Source organism: Candidatus Accumulibacter sp. ACC007, from assembly GCF_907163205.1.
Lineage (GTDB): Bacteria > Pseudomonadota > Gammaproteobacteria > Burkholderiales > Rhodocyclaceae > Accumulibacter > Accumulibacter regalis.
Map to the genome: position 1 here is coordinate 160,147 of NZ_CAJQUD010000004.1, position 18,971 is coordinate 179,117.

Below are 18,971 nucleotides of genomic sequence, written 5' to 3' on the forward strand. Positions count from 1 at the left end.
GCGCGGTCAACCATGGCGGCGTTCAAGCAGGGCAGTGCCTGGTCGGCAACCGGCAGCCGCTCGCCGCCCCTGGGTCCTCAATCCCGCGAATTGTCGGACGCCTGTCCTCCAGCGAGCCGGTCGTCGGCGGCGCGATCGGACAGCCGTCCTTCGGCAGAGGGCAGCCGGACCGGCGGCATGAAGGCCAGGGTGCAGGCCCTTTCGTGCCCGATCAAGGGCTTCGGCAAGGGGACGATTTCCACGTCGGTGACCCCCACTTCAATCATTCCGAGGAGTTCGGCCGCCGCTCGCGAAAGGTCGATGACGCGACCACGGTGCCCCATGCGGTCGTTGATCCTGACCACCACGCAATAGGTGGATAACGGGCGGCGCACGGCGACCATCGTCCCGAGTGGGAAGCGATTACTCGCCGCCGAGAGCTTCTCGTGTTGAAAGGACTTGCCGGAGGCGGTCTTCCGGCCGCTGAATCTCTTCCCGTAGAAACTCGCCCGACCAGCCATGATTGGCGGTATTTCGGGCCACTCGCCGGCCCTTTTCAGGGCGGTTGAAGGTTCGCCCAAGGCAAGTTCGGGCAATGCCGACACGGCCAGGGCGACCAGCGCAAACAGCAGCTTCACCGAACTGCGGTCCTGGCCAGCGGCGACCCGGCCGGCCGTCGTACGGCCAATGCGGGCCGCCTGGCAGCGGGCCCCACCGCTCCCTGCGACCTAGCTGCCACGGGCTGCGAACGCCAAAGTCTGCGCGCGGCTCGGCAAAGCGCTTACAATTCCCGCCATCTGTACACAACCGCGCATGCAACGTCCCTCCGTCGTGGGCTGTGGTCACCCGTGGTGGCCCGAGCGCGTAAGAATAGCCTGCTCGCAGGCGCCCACACAAGCCACTGCCACACGGCGCTTTCCCCGGCATTACCCTGAAATGCGGCAAGAATGAAAACTCACCTGCTTCCGGACTGGTTGCGCGCGCTACTCATGCGCAGCGTCGGCTATCGCCACTATTCGCTGGTCGTCGCGGCCATCGCCTTTGTGACCACCATCACCTTCAGCTTCCCGTTCGTCGCCGTCCTCATCCCGGCGGTGCTCCTGGCACCACGACGCTGGCGCACGCTCGGCCTGCTCTGCGGCCTGGCGAGCGGCTGTGGAGCAGCCGTGCTGGTCGAGATATTCCAGTACCTGGGTTGGGAGTTCGTCGTCGCACGCTACCCGGAGCTGGTCAGCATGGAGGTCTGGCAGCGGGCCAGCGAATGGCTGCAGGACTGGGGGCTGCTGGCAGTACTGATCATCGCCGGCTCACCGATGCCGCAAACCCCGGCGCTGCTCTTCTGCGCCCTGGCCGACGTTTCGTCGCTCGGCATCCTGGCCGCGGTGGCCATCGGCAAGACCGCCAAGTATCTGTTCATGGCCTGGGCGACGGCCCACTACCCGACGCGCTTCATGCGCTATAACTGAGAGCCGCCGAGCCAGCGGCCGACCAGCCAGAGCGCGAGCGGCGAAGAACGAAGCGCCGACGCTCAGGCCACGCCAGCGCTTTCCGCCTGGACGTCGGCCCAGTAACTCGAACGTACCATCGGCCCGCAGGCGGCGCCGGTAAAGCCCATCGCCAGAGCCTGCTCCTCGTACATCTTGAACACGTCCGGATGGACGTAGCGAGCGACCGGCAGATGATGGCTGGACGGCGCGAGGTATTGACCGATGGTGAGCATTTCGACTTCGTTGGCGCGCAGGTCGCGCAACACTTCGACGATCTCGTCGTCGGTTTCGCCGAGGCCGACCATCAGTCCGGATTTGGTCGGAATCTGCGGGTAGCGCGCCTTGAAACCTTTCATGAACGCCAGCGAATGCGCGTAGTCGGCGCCCGGGCGCGCCTGTCGGTAAAGCCGCGGCACGGTTTCCATGTTGTGATTGAGCACATCGGGCAATGACCTGCCGAGCAGCTCGAGCGCAATTTCCATGCGCCCGCGGAAATCGGGGACCAGCGTTTCGATCGTCGTCGCCGGCGAACTGCGGCGCACCGCGCTGATCACGTCGACGAAATGCTGTGCGCCGCCGTCGCGCAGGTCGTCGCGATCGACGCTGGTGATCACCACGTAGCGCAGTTGCAGCCGCGCGACGCTGTCGGCGAGATGCGCAGGCTCGTCAACATCGGGCGGCAGCGGCTTGCCGTGGCCGACGTCGCAGAATGGACAGCGCCGCGTACAGACGTCGCCCAGGATCATGAAGGTGGCCGTGCCGCGGCCGAAGCATTCGCCGATATTCGGGCACGCCGCCTCTTCGCAGACGGTATGCAGCTTCTGCTCGCGGAGCATCTTCTTGATCTCGCCGAAGCGACCCGAGGCGTTGCCGGCCTTGACGCGAATCCAGTCCGGCTTGCGTTGCGGCGCTTGCGGAACGATCTTGATGGGAATGCGCGCGGTCTTCAGCTCGCCCCTCTCCTTGACACCGGCGACCCGTGCCGCTGGCCTGGCCACGTCGCGATCCTGCTCCTGATTGCTCATCGTTGCCTGCGCTCCAGTTGTACTGCCAAGTGTTCTGCCAGCGCCGTCGCCGCTTGCGACGGAGTCAGCGAAATGCCGAGGTCCCGGGTCTGGGTGACCGGCAGACCAGGGTAGCCGCAAGGGTTGATCGCCGCAAAAGGCGACAAATCCATGTCCACGTTCAGGCTGACGCCGTGATAGCTGTAGCTCCTGCGCAGCCGCAGACCCAGTGCGGCGACCTTGGCCGGGCCCACATAGACCCCCGGCGCGCCAGCATGCCTTTCGGCCAGCACACCGTGCGCGGCGAGAAGATCGATGACCGCCTGCTCGATCGCGGTGACCAGTTCGCGAACTTTCAGCTTGCGCCGGCCCAGGTCGAGCAACACGTAAACCACCACCTGGCCAGGACCGTGATAGGTGATCTGGCCGCCACGATCGGTCTTCACCAGCGGCAGGCCAAGATCGGCCAGCAGGTGCTCTGCTCTGCCCGCCTGCCCGAGGGTGAGCACCGGTGGGTGCTCGCAACACCACAGTTCGTCGGCGGTCTCGTCACTGCGCGCGGCGGTGAAATCGATCATCGCCTGCCAGGTCTTCTGGTAGTCGCTTTGGCCGAGATGGCGGACCCGCAACGGTGACTGCGCAGCGGCGCGCAGTGGCGCATCACTGCCGGCCTCCGCCCTCGCTGCCATGGCCGCCACAGGCGCCGACTCCGGGCGTCGCACTTCGTCGCTCATAGGACGATCTTGACTAGCGGATGGCTGCTTAGTTCCCGGTAAAGGGTGTCGAGCTGCGCTCGACTGGTCGCGTTGATGGTGCAGGTCAGACTGACGTACTTGCCGCCACTCGAAGCGCGCATGCACATCGTCGCCGCGTCGAAATCCGCTGCGTGCCGCAACACGACGGCGAGCACCTCCTGCGCCAGGGCGGTATCGGCCAGGCCCATGATCTTGAGCGGAAACGCACAGGGGAAGTCGAACAGGCTGTCACGCTCTTCAGACATCGCCGGCATTGCCCTGTCCCGCCAGCTGCTGACGGAAGGCGGTGTACCAGGCCTGCATCTGGCGTACCGCCGGGCCGGGTTTGCCGCTGCCCACCGGCTGCCCGTCGAGACCGGTGATCGGCAGCACTTCGCGCGTCGATGAGGTCAGCCACAACTCGTCGGCGACGCGCAGTTCGGCGTCGGCAATGTCACGCAATTGGCATGGCATGCCGTGCGCTGCGGCCAGTTCGAGAACGAGATCGCAGGTAACTCCGGAAAGCATGCGGTGGTCCTGACACGGCGCCAGCAGCTCGCCGTCCTTGACCATGAAGATGTTCGACGTGGCCCCCTCGCTGAGCATGCCGTCGCGCAGCAGGATCGTTTCTGCACAACCGGCATCGATTGCCTGCTGGCGCAGCAGCACGTTGGGCAGCAGCGAGACCGTTTTCAGGTTGCAGCGCAACCAGCGATTGTCGACCGCACTGAGCACGGCAACACCGTTCTCGCGTTGCGCGGCCAGCGACGGCAAGGCAGTGGCAAAAATGAAGACCGTCGGCGGCAGCGCTCTCGGAAAGCTCTGGTCGCGCTTGCTGTCGGCGCCGCGAGTGACCTGCAGGTAGAGCGACTGATCGGCGAATTCATTTTCGCTGATTACCCGCTGCAGGCGTTCGCGCCACTCGGCGAAAGTATGCGGATTGGCCAGGGCAATGCCGTCGAGGGTGCGCTGCAGGCGGGCCAGGTGTTGTTCGAGCCGAAACGCACGACGTGCATAGACGGGGATCACTTCGTAGGCGCCGTCACCGAACAGGAAGCCGCGATCGAGCGGCGAGATCCTGGCCTCGTCAAGCGGCATGAACTGCCCGTTGAGATAGGCGGTCATCGGCAGCCTCCCTTCACCTCGGACGCCGCGCCTAGTTGAACCACATCCGGACGGTGTCCATGATCCGGCCAACGATTCCGGCGACCGGCACCGCTTCGAGCGCGACCACCGGATAGTCGCCGTAGGGCTTGCCATCGACGCTGACTTTCAGCGTCGCCAAGGGCTGCCCCAAGGTCACCGGCGCCAGCAAGGGCTGTTGGGAAACCAGTTCGGTCTTGATCTTCGGTCCGTAGCCCTTGGGCACGACAATCACCAGGTCGTCGGCAAAACCGATATTCACCGTCGCTTCCTTGCCCTTCCAGACTTTCAGATTGGAGACCGGGGCGTTCTTGGCGTACAACTGCACCCCGTCATAGAACTGGAAGCCGTAGTTGAGCAGCTTGAGCGACTCCTGGATGCGCACGCTCGACGACGACGCACCGAGAACCACCGACAGCAGGCGACGCGGACCGCGTTTTGCCGACGACACCAGACAGTAGCCGGCAGCCGCGGTGTAGCCGGTTTTCAGACCATCGACCGTCGGATCGATCCACAGCAGACGGTTACGATTCGGCTGCGTGATGTCGTTGTAGGTGTATTCCTTCATCGAGTAGTACTTGGCGTAGTCCTCGGGGAAATCGCGAATCAGCGCGCTGGCCAAAGTCGCCAGGTCGCGCGCCGTGGTGTAGTGCTCGGGGTCCGGCAAGCCGTTCGAGTTGCGGAAATTGGAACCCTTCATGCCCAGTCGATGCGCCTCGCGATTCATCATCTGGGCGAAGTTTTCCTCGTCGCCGGCAATGGCCTCGGACAAGGCCACGCAGGCGTCATTTCCCGATTGCACGATCATGCCCTTGAGCAAATCCTCGACCTTGACCTCGGTACCTACCTGGATGAACATCCGGGAACCGCCGGTCTTCCAGGCCTTGCGCGAAATGAGCACTTCCTGGTCAAGCTTGAGCGTTCCCTGCTTGAGAGCCGAGAACGCCAGATAAGCAGTCATCAGTTTGGTCAACGACGCCGGCTCGAGGCGCTCATCGGGCGCCTGGGCGGCCAGCTCCTGACCTGAAGTCATTTCGATCAGGAGCCATGACTTGGCGGCCAGCGCCGGCGGAATCGGCAACTGTTGGGCGATCGCCAGGATGGGAAGACAGAGCAGAACGGAAAGCAGGGATCGTAGCTTGAGCATGGCTGGGTTCACGGCAAAAGGGCGGATTATAGCAAGCCCTCTGGCGCGGGCCTGTAGCCATTTTGTGACCAGGGCACAACGCAGAATCCCGTCTTCCGTGATTTTGCGCACACTCGCCGCGGCCTGCCGGCACGTACGATGACGGCAGTTCCCTGCCCGCCTGCCCACTTGAAAGTGGCTTTCCCTGGACCGTATGCTGCCACCCTTTCGACCACTCTCAAGCTCTCTTGACCTGCAAGGTGCCTTTGCGCAACTGTCAAGACGCAGCTTCTCCAGCGACAGCCTGGACGACGCCTTGCGGCAACTCACCGCCGCAAGCGGGCGCATGCTGAACATCGAGCGGGTCAGCCTGTGGGGGCTGACTGCTCAGCGTGCAAGTCTGGAGTGCATTGATCTCTATGAGCTTTCCCGTAACCGGCACAGTATCGGCCTGACCCTGCATGCCGCTCGCCACCCCGAGTATTTCCAGGCACTGATCCGCGGCGAGCCGATCGTTGCCGATGACGCGATGACGCATCCCAGCACCCAGGCACTCACCGAGGACTACCTGCTGATGAACGGCATCAGCGCGCTCATCAACTCGCCGATTCATGTCAATGGAGAACTCCAGGGGGTGCTGTGTATCGAACGCGTCGGCCCGCACTCGGCGTGGACTTCGGTACAGCGGCTGTTCGCACACGCGGTGGCCAACCTGGTCAGCCTGGCGCTGGTCCAGCACCAGGTGCTGCAAATTGAGGAGGAACTGCGCGACGCGAACAGTCTGCGCCTGGCGCTCTTTACCGGGGCTCGTGACGCAATTCTCATTTCCGACGCCAGGACCGGGCATATTCTCGACGCCAACCCGCAGGCCGAGAAGCTGTTCGGACGGCAACTGCAGCAGCTCCTCGGTCTTCTGCAAAGCGAGCTGCATGCCGGTGGTGGCGGACTGGACATATGCCAACTGCTCACCCTGGGCCAGGTCAATGGCGTCGAGGCAGTGCGCAGCACGGTGGTCAACCGTGACGGCACGGTCATTCCGGTGGAGATCATCGGCCACGAAGTACAGCTCGAACAAGGCCGCAAGATCGTGCAGGGCGTTTTCCGTCCCCTGTCAACCGGGCAAGACCACGGCGAGAGCTGATCAGCGGTTGATGAAGGTCGGCTTGTAACCCAGCGCCAGGCGAATCCGCTCGGCAACTTTTTCGGCGTCGGCGCGGCTCCGATACGGTCCCATGTGCACGCGGTGCATGCCACCGCCGGCGTTGATCTGGATTCCCTCGTTCAGCCAATCGAGCTCACGCTGCAGATGCAGGCGCAGACTTTCGGCGTTTTCAGCGCTGGCGAAAGCACCGAGCTGCAGGAAGACGCCCGGCAGCGCCGCGGTCATGGCGGGCATCGCGGCCGGTACGGCCGCGGACGGCAGCGGCGACGGGCGCTCGGGAACGACCGCCGGCGACGACGAGGGCACCGACACCGCCTCGACACCAAGCTTGGCCGCCAGCAGTGCAATCTGGTCGCGCTCGCCGGGGAGCGGCGCTTGGTGCGGAAACGGTGCCGGCGCCGGGGCTGGTGCCGGCATCACCTGCGCGTAGGTCATGGTCGTCGCGCCATCCGGCAGAATCGAATCGACCTGCACCATGGTGCTGCCGCTGTCTACGTAGTCCAGCCGGTAAGCGGCGGCGTAGGAAAGGTCGATGACGCGGTCAGCATGGAAAGGACCACGATCGATGACCCGAACGACCACCGACCTGCCATTGCTGACGTTGGTCACCCGGACATACGAGGGAATCGCCAGGGTGGGATGCGCAGCGGTCATCGAGAACATGTCGTAGCGCTCGCCAATCGATGTCTTCTGGCCATGAAACTTCTTGCCGTACCAGCTGGCAATGCCGCGTTCCTGATACGCTGCAAGGCTGGTTTTTGGCTGGTAGGCCTTGCCGAGAACGACGTACGGACGATTGGCAAAACGATGCAGTGGCTCGAGCCTGGGTTGTGCGTCCGGAATGTCGTCGAGATTGTCGGGAATTTCATCGCCCGGCCCATCGTCCTTGTAATAGCCACCTCCGCGCTTCTGCACCACGCCCGACTTGCGGGCCAGCTTGCTGCGCTCGGCCGTCGCCTCGGATGAACGCGACGGCGAACCGCCGCAGGCGGTGAGCAATACTGGCAGGGCGAGCAGCGCGAGCGCCGCGCAGCAGCGCCGAGCAGTGGTCCATTCCGTTGTTTCTCGCCTCATGACCTGACCAACATCCTGTGCGTGTTGATACTCATCAGGATACCAATACCGACCGAAAGCGTCACCAGTGCGGTGCCGCCGTAACTCATGAACGGCAATGGCACGCCGACCACCGGCAAGATCCCGCTGACCATGCCCATATTGACGAAGACATAGGTAAACAGGCTCAGCGTCACCGAACCCGCCATCACCCGCCCGAAAAGCGTCGACGCCCTGGCCGCAATCATCAGCCCCCGGCCAATCATCAGCAGGTAGAGCACGAGCAGAATGCCGTTGCCGAGCAAACCGCGCTCCTCCGAAAATACGGCCAGGATGAAGTCCGTGTGGCGCTCGGGAATGAACTCCAGGTGAGTCTGCGTGCCGGCCAGCCAACCCTTGCCGAAATTGCCACCGGAGCCGATGGCGATGGTCGACTGGATGATGTGATAGCCCGACCCAAGCGGATCGGTCGTCGGGTCGACCAGGGTCAGGATGCGTTTTCGCTGGTAGTCATGCAGCATGCCCCAGGCAAAAGGTGTGGCAGCGCTGGCGAGCGCCAACAGGCCGCCGATCACCCGCCAGGGAAGACCCGCGAAGAAGATCACGTAGAAACCGGCAGCGCCAACGAGAATCGCCGTTCCCAGGTCGGGTTGTTTGGCGATCAGCGCGAAAGGCACCAGTAGCAGCAGGCTGGCGACGACGTAGTGGCGAAACTTGAGCACCGCTTCGTTCTTGTGGAAGTACCAGGCGAGCATCAGTGGCACGGCTATCTTGAGGACTTCGGAGGGCTGTATGCGGGTGAATCCGAGCGACAACCAGCGCCGGGCACCATTGACCTTGATCCCGAAAAAAAACACCAGAATCAGAAGCACGACGCCAACAAGGTACAGTGGCACGCCGAAACGCATCAGCTTCTGCGGGGGAACCTGCGCCACCGCCCACATCGCAAACAACCCGATCGCCATATTGAGCATCTGCGCCAGGAGATGGCTGTTGGCATCATAGGTCGCGCTATAGACGGTCGTCAGCCCGACTGCCATCAGCGTGAGGGTAATCAGCAGAAGTGGCGCGTCGACATGCGCGACGAGGCCGCGCCAGACACGCGCCAGGAATTCGTGCATCAGCTAGTCCTCCTTGACATCATCTTCCGCTGCCGCGCCCTTGGGGAGCTTGCCGAGCAGATAATAATCGATCACCATGCGCGCGATCGGCGCCGCCGACTGGGCACCAAAGCCGCCATTCTCGACGATCACGGCCAAGGCGATCTTCGGCTCGTCAGCGGGCGCAAAGGCGATGAACAGAGCATGGTCACGCAGTTCCTTCCGTATTGCCGACTCCTTGTAGGTGCTGCCTTTCAGACTGTACACCTGCGCCGTACCCGTCTTCCCTCCCGACGTGTAGCCGGCACCGGCGAAGGCGCGCGCGCCCGTGCCCTGGGTGTTAACGCCAATCATCGCGTTCTTGATGGTCTCGACATGCTGCGGCTTCCACGGCAGCCGGCGCATGGGCTCCGGCTCGATCATCGTCTTTTCGCCACTGCGGCTGTCGGTAATGTACTTGACGAGATGGGGGCGGAACATGACGCCCTTGTTGGCAACGGTGGCCGTCGCCTGCGCCAGCTGAATCGGCGTGTAGGAATTGTAACCCTGGCCGATGCCGATCGAGACCGTCTCGCCGGCATACCATTTCTGCTGCTCGGGCCTGCGGAAGCGGCGCTTCTTCCACTCGGGAGACGGCAGCACGCCTTCCGATTCACCCTCGATGTCGACGCCGGTGCGCTGACCGAATCCCAGCTGACCCATGAAGCGGGCAATGGCATCGATACCCATGTCAGTGGCGAGCTGATAGTAGTAGGTGTCGCACGACTGAACGATCGACTTGTACATATCTACCGTTCCGTGCCCACCCACCTTGTCGTCCCGGAAATGGTGCCCGCCAAAGTTGAAGAATCCCGGGTCGGAAATGCTCTGGCCCGCCGTGCGCCTGCCCGTTTCGAGTCCTGCCAGGGCCATGAACGGCTTGAACGTCGAACCGGGCGGATAGGTTCCATTCAGCGCGCGGTTAAGCATCGGCCTGTCACGTGATTTGTTGAGCACATCCCAGTCCTCGTTGCGAATACCATCGATGAACAGATTCGGATCGAAAGTGGGACTGGAGACCAGCGCCAGAATGCCGCCGGTCGACGGCTCGATGGCAACCAGGGCACCGCGGCGGTCGCCAAAGGCTTCTTCGGCCACCTCCTGCAACTTGACATCCAGCGTCAGGGTCAGGTGGCTGCCCTGGACCGGAGGGGTGCGCGACAGACTGCGGATGGCTCTGCCGCCGGCGTCGATCTCGACCTGCTCGTAGCCCGTCTCGCCGTGTAACGCGAACTCGTACTTCTGTTCGAGGCCGGTCTTGCCGATATGGTCGGTCCCCTTGTAATTGGCCGCCTCCTCGCTCTCGGCTATCTTCTCGAGATCACGCTTGTTGATGCGATTGATGTAGCCGATGGCGTGCGACGCGGTCGACCCGAGGGGATACTGACGGAACAGACGAGCCTTGACTTCGACACCCGGGAAGAGATAGCGGTTGGCCGCAAAGCGTGCGACCTCTTCTTCGGTCAAGCGCGTCCGAATGGGCAGGCTTTCAAAGGTCTTGCCCTCGTCCAGCAACTTGCGAAAACGCCGCCGATCCTTGGACTCGATTTCAATCAGCTTACCCAGACCGTCGATCGTCGCTTCCAGGTCGTCGACCTTCGACGGTGTGATTTCCAGGGTGAAGGCGGAGTAATTACGCGCCAGGACGATTCCGGCGCGATCGACAATGACCCCCCGGTTGGGAACGATCGGCACGACCGATATGCGGTTGTCTTCGGCGCGCGTGCTGTAGTAATCGTGCTGAACGACCTGCAGATAGAAAAAGCGGGCGCCCAACAAGGACAACGCCGCGAGTACCGCGACCGCCGCCAGAACGACACGAAAATGGAAGCGGGAAAGTTCTCGATCCGAGGCATGAAGTGACGACTGACGAGCTAGCACGGCAGACTCCTCAGCGTCCGGGAAGCGGCTGCGCGCGGCAGCCCGAAGGCCAGAGCGCGCCTAGATATGCGTGCGTCGAACCGGTTCCCAGCCATTCACAGCGGTCGGTTTTCATCGCGATCAACCGGCTGATGCTGCGGCAGCAGGAGGATGAGCGTCAGCAGCGGCCACAAGAAAGTCGCCAGAAAAGGCCCGAGAAAGTACGCCATCCCCGGCAGGTCGGCACCCACCATCGCCCACACCGCGAACTGCACCAACTGGACCAGCAGCAATAGCGGAAACACCTGCAGCGCTTGCTGCCCGAGAGGAAACCACAGAATTCGCCGTGACAGCGCCGTGCCGCCGTAGGCGGCCAGCACGTAGGCCAGTGCATGCTGGCCCAACAAGCTGGCATCGGCAACGTCCATCGCCAAACCAAGCAGAAAGGCCAGACCCATACCGACCAGGCGAGGCTCGCGAACACTCCAGAAAACAATCACCAGCGCCAGCCAATCCGGCACGCCAGGCCAGACCGACGTCGGCAGGAAGTTGAGCAGCAAGGCCAGCAACAGGCTGCAGCCAATGAACCACGGGCGAACCGGCAGCAGAATACGCGATGAGGAGTAGCTGGTCTGCATCTCGTTCAGTCCTTCTTCGGGCGCTTCTTCTTCGTGCGCGTGCTTTTTGACGAAGCCGCTGCATTCTTGCCGGCGACTTCTTCGGCCAGCTCCTCGGGCAAAGCCACCGGTGGACGCGGATCGAGGATCATCACTTCGCTGAAGTGCTCGACACCGGCCACGGGAGAGCAGCGGATCTGGGCAAAGGTGTAGGTGGTATCACTGGCGATGTGCACCACCGTGGCAACCGGAAAACCGGGCGGAAAAATCCCGTCCAGCCCCGACGTTACCAGCACATCGCCGCTCCGAATATCGGCGTTGAGGGGCATGAAACGCAGCTCGAGCTCACCGTTGCCAAGCCCGAAAACCACCGAGCGCATGCCGGTGCGCAGGACCTGCACCGGCACCGCCTGCTCCTTGTCGGTGATCAAAGTGACTTCGGCGACGAAGGGGAAAACGCGCGTGACCTGCCCGACGATGCCAATGTCGTCGACCACGGGTTGCCCGGCGATCACCCTGTCCTGCTGGCCCTTATCGACGATCACGCGGCGGGCGTAGGGATCGCGTGCCGAATAGAGAATACGCGCGACCTGGCCGCTGACCTGCTGCCGCTCCTTGACACCGAGCAGCTTTCGCAAGCGCTCGTTCTCGGCCTCGACGTGCTGGCTGCGCTGCAGCATCGCCGCGTGCTCCAGTCGCCCGCGCTGCAACTCTGCGCTCTCCGTCTGCAAGCGAGCGGCGCTGGCGAAATAGCTTCTGGCATTGTCCAGGAACTGCGCCGGCAGATGCGCCAGACTCTGCACCGGACGGGTGAACATCGACAGCCCCTGGCGCAGCACCTCGAGCGTCTGGAAGCGAGCATCGACGACCAGCAGGGCCAGCGACAGCGCCACGTAAAACGACAGCAGCGCGAGCGGGGCCGGCCCGCGCTTGAAAAAAGGCGGCGGCTGATCGTCCATCAATCGATCATCGAGGCGAGCAAGCTACGGCGCGCAGGCCGTTGCACCTCAATCGGAAGCGAAAATGCTGCCGAGATTGTCCATCTTCTCGAGCGCCAGCCCACAACCCCTGGCCACGCAGGTCAGCGGCTCCTCGGCAACGATCACCGGCAAGCCTGTCTCCTCCATCAGCAGACGATCGAGGTCGCGCAGCAGGGCGCCACCACCGGTCAGCACCATCCCCTTGTCGGCAATGTCCGCACCGAGTTCCGGCGGCGTCTTCTCGAGCGCCGACTTGACAGCCGACACGACGCTGTTCAACGGTTCGGTAAGCGCTTCGAGAATTTCATTCGACGAGATGGTGAACTTGCGCGGAATACCTTCGGCCTTGTTGATTCCCGAAACCTCCATCTCGCGCACTTCGGCACCGGGGAAAGCCGAACCGATATGCTTCTTGATGTTCTCGGCGGTGTTCTCGCCGATCAGCATGCCGTAGTTGCGGCTGATGTAATTCATGATCGCTTCGTCGAGCTTGTCGCCACCGACACGAACCGAACCGGCATAGACCATGCCACCGAGCGAGATGACGCCGACTTCGGTCGTTCCCCCACCGATATCGACGACCATCGAACCGGTCGGCTCGGCAACCGGCAGACCGGCGCCGATCGCTGCCGCCATCGGCTCCTCGATCAGAAAGACCTGACTCGCACCAGCGCCGATTGCCGACTCGCGGATGGCGCGGCGCTCGACCTGCGTCGAACCCGAGGGCACGCAGATGATGATCCGCGGCGAGGGCGACAGCAGTCTCGAGTCGTGCACTTTCTTGATGAATTGCTTGAGCATCTGCTCGGTCACCGTGAAGTCGGCAATCACGCCATCCTTCATCGGCCGAATGACGGTAATGGCGCCAGGCGCCTTGCCAAGCATTTCCTTGGCGGCCTTGCCGACGGCCTGAATGGTTTTTTTGGAACTCGGTCCGCCTTCGGTCCTGATGGCGACCACTGACGGCTCGTCGAGAACGATCCCCTTCGAGCGAACATAGATCAGCGTGTTGGCCGTGCCTAGGTCGATGGCGAGATCGTTCGAGAAATAACTACGCAGAAAACTGAACATGCTGGCGAAATCCGTGATAGCCCCGCAGGGGCTGCGGTGGGAAAAACTTTTATGATACCTTATATGGCTACCTCGTTTAACACCTTAGTGATTTCCCAGCCATGTCGCTCACCCTAGAACAGGTCCACCGCGTTGCCCACCTTGCCCGAATTGAAATCAGCGACGGCGAAGCGCAGAGCACTCTCGGCCAGCTCAACGAAATTTTTTCCCTCATCGAAGAGATGCAGGCCGTCGACACAAGGGGCGTCGAGCCGATGGCCCACGCTCAGGACGTCGCCCAGCGCCTGCGCGCTGACCGCGTCAGCGAGACGGGCAAGATCGAACAACGCGCTGCATTTCAGGAAGTTGCGCCGGAAACCGAGGCCGGCCTGTACCTGGTCCCGAAAGTCATCGAATGATCGCCGCTAGTCTGCAGGTGCTTGCCAGGGCACTGGCCAAAAGAGAAGTGTCGAGCGTCGAGTTGACTCACCTCTACCTCGAACGCATTGCCCGTCACAACCCGCAGCTCAACGCTTTCATCAGCGTCGACGAAGCCTGCAGCGTGGCCCAGGCGCGCGCCGCCGACGAGCGCCTGGCGAAAGGCGAAGGCGGTCCGCTGACCGGCATCCCGATCGCCCACAAGGACATCTTCTGCGCCCAGGGCTGGCTGACCACCTGCGGGTCAAGGATGCTGAACAATTTTGTCAGCCCCTACGACGCGGCGGTGATCACCCGTTTCAAGGCGGCGGGCGCAGTGCTGCTCGGCAAGACCAACATGGATGAGTTCGCGATGGGTTCGTCGAACGAGACCTCGTTCTACGGCCCGGTGAGGAACCCCTGGAATGCTGACTGCGTTCCCGGTGGATCTTCCGGAGGCTCGGCCGCGGCCGTCGCCGCCGGCCTCGCTCCGGCAGCCACCGGCACCGACACCGGCGGTTCGATCCGCCAGCCCGCCGCGCTATGCAACCTGACCGGGATGAAGCCAACCTATGGCGTCGTCTCACGCTACGGCATGATCGCTTTCGCCTCCTCCCTCGACCAGGCCGGCCCGCTGGCTCGTTCGGCCGCCGACTGCGCGCTGTTGCTCAACGCCATGGCCGGCTTCGACGAGCGCGACTCGACCAGCGTCGACCGTCCAAGCGAGGATTACGGCCGAGAAATCAATGCCGCCGCTGGCGACAGACCCCTGGCCGGACTGAAAATCGGCCTGCCGGTAGAATTCTTCGGCGAAGGCTGCAGCCCGGAAGTGATGCACCTGGTCGAAGCGGCGATTGCCGAGTACCGGAAGCTCGGCGCCGAAACGGTCGCCGTCAGCCTGCCGAGCATGCAGCTCTCGGTTGCCGCCTATTACGTGATCGCGCCGGCCGAAGCCAGCTCGAATCTGGCGCGCTTCGACGGCGTGCGCTACGGCTACCGTGCCCCCGAGTACCAGGACCTCAACGACATGTACAGCAAGAGCCGCGCACAGGGTTTCGGCGCCGAGGTCAAACGGCGCATCCTGATCGGCACCTACGTCCTCTCGCACGGCTACTACGACGCCTACTACCTGCAGGCCCAGCGCATTCGCCGGCTGATCGCCAACGATTTCGCCAAGGCTTTTGGGCAGTGCGACGTGATCGTCGGGCCGACCAGCCCGAGTACGGCCTTCAAGCTCGGCGAGAAGGCCGCTGACCCGGTGCAGATGTACCTCTCGGACATCTATACCATCGCCGTCAACCTGGCCGGCCTGCCGGCCATTTCGATTCCCTGCGGCTTCGCTGGCGGCCTGCCGGCGGGCCTGCAACTGATCGGCAACTATTTCGCCGAGACGCAGCTGCTGAATGTCGCCCACCGCTATCAACAGGCGAGCGACTGGCACGTGCAGCGGCCAGCCGGCTTTGACTGATGCGCGAGCCCGCGCGCCGAGCCGGCTCTCCCCCTATCGCGCGTTGGCAGCCTGCCGTGGGCGTCGTTCTTGAAGAGTGAGTAAGCAGTGATGAAAGCATGGGAAGTGGTCATCGGCATCGAGACGCACGCGCAGCTGTCGACGCAAGCGAAGATCTTCTCGGGTAGCTCGACGGCCTTCGGCGCCGAGCCCAACGTCCAGGCCAATGCCGTCGACATTGCCCTGCCCGGCGTGCTGCCGGTGCTCAACAGGGGTGCCGTCGAATGCGCGATTCGCTTCGGCCTGGCGGTCGGCGCAAAAATCGCGCCGCGATCGGTTTTCGCGCGCAAGAACTACTTCTACCCCGACCTCCCCAAGGGTTACCAGATCAGTCAGTACGAATTGCCGGTCGTTGTTGGTGGCCAGCTGGCGATCGTGGTGGGCGAGAGCGAGCGAGTGGTCAACCTGACCCGCGCCCACCTCGAGGAAGACGCCGGCAAATCCCTGCATGAATGCCCGGGGGCGAATTTCCATGGGCGCACGGGAATCGATCTCAACCGCGCCGGAACGCCACTGCTGGAGATAGTCACCGAGCCCGACATGCGCTCGTCGGCCGAGGCCGTCGCCTACGCCCGTGCACTGCACGCGCTGGTGCGCTGGATCGGCATCTGCGACGGCAACATGCAGGAGGGCTCGTTCCGCTGCGACGCCAACGTTTCCGTTCGCCCGATCGGCCAGACGGAATTCGGAACGCGGCGCGAAATCAAGAACCTGAACTCCTTTCGCTTCATGCAGCAGGCGATCGACTACGAAGTGCAATGGCAGATCGCCACCCTAGAGGATGGTGGCACGATCGAACAGGCAACGGTCCTCTTCGATCCGCAAAGCGGCGAAACACGCGCCATGCGCTCCAAGGAAGACGCCCACGATTACCGCTACTTTCCCGACCCCGATCTGCTGCCGCTGGTCATCGATCGCCAGTGGGTCGACGAGATTGCCCGGCAGATGCCCGAACTGCCGGTGGCGCGGCGCGATCGCCTGGCCACGGACTATGGGCTCTCGGCCTACGACGCAAAACTCCTGACCGCCTCGCTCGAACTTGCCACGTACTACGAAACGGCCGTTGCCGCCGCCGGTAGCTCGGGCGCCAAGGCTTGCGCCAACTGGGTAATGGTCGACCTGACCGCCCGTCTCAACAAGGAGGAACGCGACATCGGCCAGTCGCCGGTCAGCGCGGAACAGCTCGGCGGCATGGTCGCGCGCATCGTCGATGGCACGATCTCGACCAATATTGCCCGCAGAGTGTTCGACGCCCTGTGCAACGGCGAAGGCCGTTCCGCCGACGAGATCATCGCCAGCCAGGGCCTGCAGCAGATCACCGATGGCGATGCGCTGGAAACGCTGATTGACGAACTACTGGCGACCAATGCGGCGATGGTCGCAGAATTCAGGTCGGGCAAGGAGAAAGCCTTCAACGCGCTGGTCGGCCAGGCGATGAAGGCGACACGAGGCAAGGCCAACCCACAACAGGTCAACGCGCTGCTGCGCAAGAAGCTCGGCTGACCGGTTCGCTGCACGCGGGCGCCGGCAGCACCAGCCGTGTTCCTTGCGCCGCGCGCTCAGCGCCGTTGGGCAGCCCGCTTGGAGATATCGCGAAAACGGCGCAAGTCCTCGTCGTACTTGAGACGAACGGCTTCCTGATCTTTTCTCTTGGACTCGATCACCGACTCCTGCGCCCGGATCTCGTAGTCCGCGTCGCGCAAGCCCTTGGCAACGTCCGCCGGCAGACGCCGATTCCTGTAGAACTCCGCCTCGTTTTCGAACGTCTTGCGGCGCTTGCGAATTTCGACGATCCGCTCCTCGGCCGCCTTGATCGCCGTATCGAGATCACCCAGCGTGCGGCTGCGCATGACTTCGATATCTTTCTCGCTACCGTAGGTATTGAGCAGCGCCTGATCCTTGCGTCTCTGCTCGTTCTCGAGACGCTCGCGCTCCTGCTGCTGCCGTTCTTCGACCGCTTTCGCTGCGCGCTCCTCGGCGGTCAGCGGCGCATCGACGAGTCTCGATGTCCTGCCGGATTGGCCAAGTTCGCGATAGGCGCGCCCGTAACACGCCGACGGCAGAATGTCACCGCAGACCTGCTTGCCCGTTTCGTCGTGGCAACAGAAGATCCGCGCTGCGGCGATACTGGAACCAGTACCCCCCACCGCCAGCGACATCAGCAAGGCGAAGCTAGCTGCTGCGCGCAACGCCGTATTCCTGTCGATAGCGCTCGACGGCCACCTCGCTCTGCGTGAAATCCGGACGGCCATGAAGAAAGCTCAGCAAGTCGTCCACACTGGCAACAGCGATGACTGGAATATCGTAGTCGCGCTTGACTTCCTGCACCGCAGACAAGGCGCCGCGACCCCGTTCCATACGATCAAGCGCAATCACCACCCCGCAGGGCGTAGCGCCTGCGGCAGCGATCAGGTCGACCGATTCGCGAACCGAGGTGCCGGCCGAAATGACGTCATCGACGATCAGCACTCGCCCCGCCAACGGCGCGCCAACAATGTTGCCGCCTTCGCCATGATCCTTGGCTTCCTTGCGGTTGAACGAGAAAGGCAGGTTGCGGCCGGCGCGCGCCAAGGCGACGGCAATCACCGCAACCAGCGGAATGCCCTTGTAGGCCGGCCCGAACAAGCAATCGAAGCGGATACCGCTGACGCCGATCGCCTTGGCGTAGAATTCCGCCAGCCGGCCGAGCGCCGCACCGTCGTTGAACAGGCCAGCGTTGAAGAAGTACGGAGAAAGCCGCCCCGCCTTGGTCTTGAACTCACCAAAGCGCAACACGTCTCGCCCGACAGCAAACTCGATGAATTCCTGACGAAAGTCCATACCGCCTTTTTCTGAAGCAGGGCCGTTCCCGGCCCGGTGCCCTATGTTACGCATCATTACCCTGAATCTCAACGGCATTCGCTCGGCCTGGCGCAAGGGAGTTCTTCCCTGGGCCAGCGCGCAGAATGCTGACATCATCTGCCTGCAGGAACTCAAGGCTCAACACGCAGACCTCAGCGACGAAATGCAGGCCCCCGACGGTTTCCATGCCTACTACCGCTGCGCGGAGAAGAAAGGCTACAGCGGCGTCGGCCTGTGGTGCCGCAAGAAGCCCGAACGGATCAGCGACATGCTCGGCAGCAGCGAGTTCGACGCCGAGGGACGCTATCTGCGTGCCGATTTTGGCAGGCTGTCGATTGTCTCGCTGTATCAGCCCTCCGGCTCCAGTTCCGAGTTACGACAGGAAGCAAAATACCGCTTCATGGCCTTGATCGACCCGCATCTGCGCGCGCTCGCCCGTAGCGGGCAGGAGGTCATCGTTTGCGCGGACTGGAACATCGCCCACCAGGAAATCGACCTGCGGAACTGGCGGAGCAACCGCAAGAACTCGGGATTTCTGCCCGCCGAGCGCGCCTGGGTAAGCCGCTTAATGGATGACGGAGGCTGGTGCGACGTGTACCGGCGATTGCACCCGACCATTGGCGAGGAAGGGTACACCTGGTGGTCGAACCGCGGCCAGGCATGGGCCAACAACGTCGGCTGGCGACTCGACTACCAGCTCGCCACCGCGGCCATCGCCGCAACGGCCACGAGCGCCGCGGTCTATAAGCAGCAGCGCTTCAGTGATCATGCGCCGCTGACCATCGACTACAATTTCGACCTTCACGGGTAAAGCCCCTGCAGACCCCAGGAGCGCCGGGCACATGCCCTTGGCGCTCAGGGCAGGAGACTAT

General features: G+C 63.2%; 20 protein-coding genes. 6 read left to right on the forward strand and 14 right to left on the reverse strand.

The window, feature by feature from the left end; genetic code table 11:
- Positions 1–77: 77 nt before the first annotated feature.
- Positions 78–617, reverse strand: coding sequence for a septal ring lytic transglycosylase RlpA family protein (locus QZ634_RS12905; protein ID WP_291988952.1), 540 nt, complete (start codon positions 615–617; stop codon positions 78–80).
- A 309-nt stretch (positions 618–926) separates the two neighbouring features.
- Between QZ634_RS12905 and QZ634_RS12910 the strand changes: the two genes are divergently transcribed.
- Entirely contained in the window at positions 927–1,445 is a 519-nt protein-coding gene (locus QZ634_RS12910; RefSeq protein ID WP_291903961.1) for a hypothetical protein, read from the forward strand.
- A gap of 62 nt (positions 1,446–1,507) precedes the next feature.
- Here the strand turns inward: QZ634_RS12910 and lipA are convergent, their stop codons facing one another.
- From lipA to QZ634_RS12935, 5 genes are read right to left on the reverse strand one after another with little or no spacing between them, the layout of a single operon-like run.
- Positions 1,508–2,491 (reverse strand): lipoyl synthase, encoded by a 984-nt coding sequence (lipA, locus tag QZ634_RS12915; protein ID WP_291988954.1) that lies wholly within the window; start codon positions 2,489–2,491, stop codon positions 1,508–1,510.
- Positions 2,488–3,159 (reverse strand): lipoyl(octanoyl) transferase LipB, encoded by a 672-nt coding sequence (gene lipB / locus QZ634_RS12920; protein ID WP_291989018.1) that lies wholly within the window; start codon positions 3,157–3,159, stop codon positions 2,488–2,490. Before lipB ends, lipA begins: the two co-directional genes overlap by 4 nt.
- A 41-nt stretch (positions 3,160–3,200) precedes the next feature.
- A complete protein-coding gene (locus QZ634_RS12925; RefSeq protein ID WP_043565769.1) occupies positions 3,201–3,470 on the reverse strand; it encodes a DUF493 domain-containing protein in 270 nt (89 codons plus the stop codon).
- Positions 3,463–4,329 carry a D-amino acid aminotransferase gene (locus QZ634_RS12930; protein ID WP_291988956.1) on the reverse strand — a complete coding sequence of 289 codons (867 nt, stop codon included), beginning with the start codon at positions 4,327–4,329 and terminating at the stop codon, positions 3,463–3,465. Before QZ634_RS12930 ends, QZ634_RS12925 begins: the two co-directional genes overlap by 8 nt.
- A 31-nt stretch (positions 4,330–4,360) precedes the next feature.
- Positions 4,361–5,494: a D-alanyl-D-alanine carboxypeptidase family protein gene (locus tag QZ634_RS12935; protein WP_291988958.1), complete on the reverse strand. Its 1,134-nt coding sequence runs from the start codon at positions 5,492–5,494 to the stop codon at positions 4,361–4,363.
- A gap of 193 nt (positions 5,495–5,687) precedes the next feature.
- On the opposite strand from QZ634_RS12935, the gene QZ634_RS12940 reads away from it, so the two are divergent.
- On the forward strand, positions 5,688–6,614 hold the full coding sequence (locus tag QZ634_RS12940) for a GAF domain-containing protein (RefSeq protein WP_291988960.1): 927 nt from the start codon (positions 5,688–5,690) through the stop codon (positions 6,612–6,614).
- Here QZ634_RS12940 and QZ634_RS12945 read toward each other — a convergent pair whose 3' ends face one another.
- The 6 genes from QZ634_RS12945 to QZ634_RS12970 form a co-directional block, all read right to left on the reverse strand.
- Complete coding sequence (locus tag QZ634_RS12945) at positions 6,615–7,709, reverse strand: septal ring lytic transglycosylase RlpA family protein (RefSeq protein ID WP_291988962.1); 1,095 nt, start codon at positions 7,707–7,709, stop codon at positions 6,615–6,617.
- Positions 7,706–8,809, reverse strand: a complete 1,104-nt coding sequence (gene rodA, locus QZ634_RS12950) for a rod shape-determining protein RodA (protein WP_291988965.1) — start codon at positions 8,807–8,809, stop codon at positions 7,706–7,708. The genes QZ634_RS12945 and rodA overlap by 4 nt, the downstream gene beginning before the upstream one ends.
- Before the next feature lie 3 nt (positions 8,810–8,812).
- Positions 8,813–10,708, reverse strand: coding sequence for a penicillin-binding protein 2 (gene mrdA, locus QZ634_RS12955; protein WP_291988967.1), 1,896 nt, complete (start codon positions 10,706–10,708; stop codon positions 8,813–8,815).
- Between the two features lie 95 nt (positions 10,709–10,803).
- Entirely contained in the window at positions 10,804–11,325 is a 522-nt protein-coding gene (gene mreD, locus QZ634_RS12960; protein ID WP_291988969.1) for a rod shape-determining protein MreD, read from the reverse strand.
- A 5-nt stretch (positions 11,326–11,330) separates the two neighbouring features.
- The gene (mreC, locus tag QZ634_RS12965) at positions 11,331–12,263 is read right to left on the reverse strand and encodes a rod shape-determining protein MreC (protein WP_291988971.1); all 933 of its coding nucleotides are present in this window, start codon (positions 12,261–12,263) and stop codon (positions 11,331–11,333) included.
- Positions 12,264–12,311: 48 nt separating this feature from the next.
- Positions 12,312–13,355: a rod shape-determining protein gene (locus QZ634_RS12970; protein WP_043565700.1), complete on the reverse strand. Its 1,044-nt coding sequence runs from the start codon at positions 13,353–13,355 to the stop codon at positions 12,312–12,314.
- Between the two features lie 101 nt (positions 13,356–13,456).
- Between QZ634_RS12970 and gatC the strand changes: the two genes are divergently transcribed.
- From gatC to gatB, 3 genes are all read left to right on the forward strand, one after another.
- Entirely contained in the window at positions 13,457–13,753 is a 297-nt protein-coding gene (gene gatC, locus QZ634_RS12975; protein WP_291988973.1) for an Asp-tRNA(Asn)/Glu-tRNA(Gln) amidotransferase subunit GatC, read from the forward strand.
- Positions 13,750–15,219: an Asp-tRNA(Asn)/Glu-tRNA(Gln) amidotransferase subunit GatA gene (gene gatA, locus QZ634_RS12980; RefSeq protein ID WP_291988975.1), complete on the forward strand. Its 1,470-nt coding sequence runs from the start codon at positions 13,750–13,752 to the stop codon at positions 15,217–15,219. Before gatC ends, gatA begins: the two co-directional genes overlap by 4 nt.
- Before the next feature lie 90 nt (positions 15,220–15,309).
- Positions 15,310–16,761: an Asp-tRNA(Asn)/Glu-tRNA(Gln) amidotransferase subunit GatB gene (gene gatB, locus QZ634_RS12985; RefSeq protein WP_291988977.1), complete on the forward strand. Its 1,452-nt coding sequence runs from the start codon at positions 15,310–15,312 to the stop codon at positions 16,759–16,761.
- Between the two features lie 56 nt (positions 16,762–16,817).
- On the opposite strand, the gene QZ634_RS12990 is transcribed toward gatB, so the two are convergent.
- Positions 16,818–17,447, reverse strand: a complete 630-nt coding sequence (locus tag QZ634_RS12990) for a hypothetical protein (protein ID WP_291988979.1) — start codon at positions 17,445–17,447, stop codon at positions 16,818–16,820.
- Positions 17,431–18,078 carry an orotate phosphoribosyltransferase gene (gene pyrE, locus QZ634_RS12995; protein WP_291988980.1) on the reverse strand — a complete coding sequence of 216 codons (648 nt, stop codon included), beginning with the start codon at positions 18,076–18,078 and terminating at the stop codon, positions 17,431–17,433. Before pyrE ends, QZ634_RS12990 begins: the two co-directional genes overlap by 17 nt.
- A gap of 43 nt (positions 18,079–18,121) precedes the next feature.
- Between pyrE and QZ634_RS13000 the strand changes: the two genes are divergently transcribed.
- A complete protein-coding gene (locus tag QZ634_RS13000) occupies positions 18,122–18,910 on the forward strand; it encodes an exodeoxyribonuclease III (protein WP_291988982.1) in 789 nt (262 codons plus the stop codon).
- Positions 18,911–18,971: the final 61 nt, after the last annotated feature.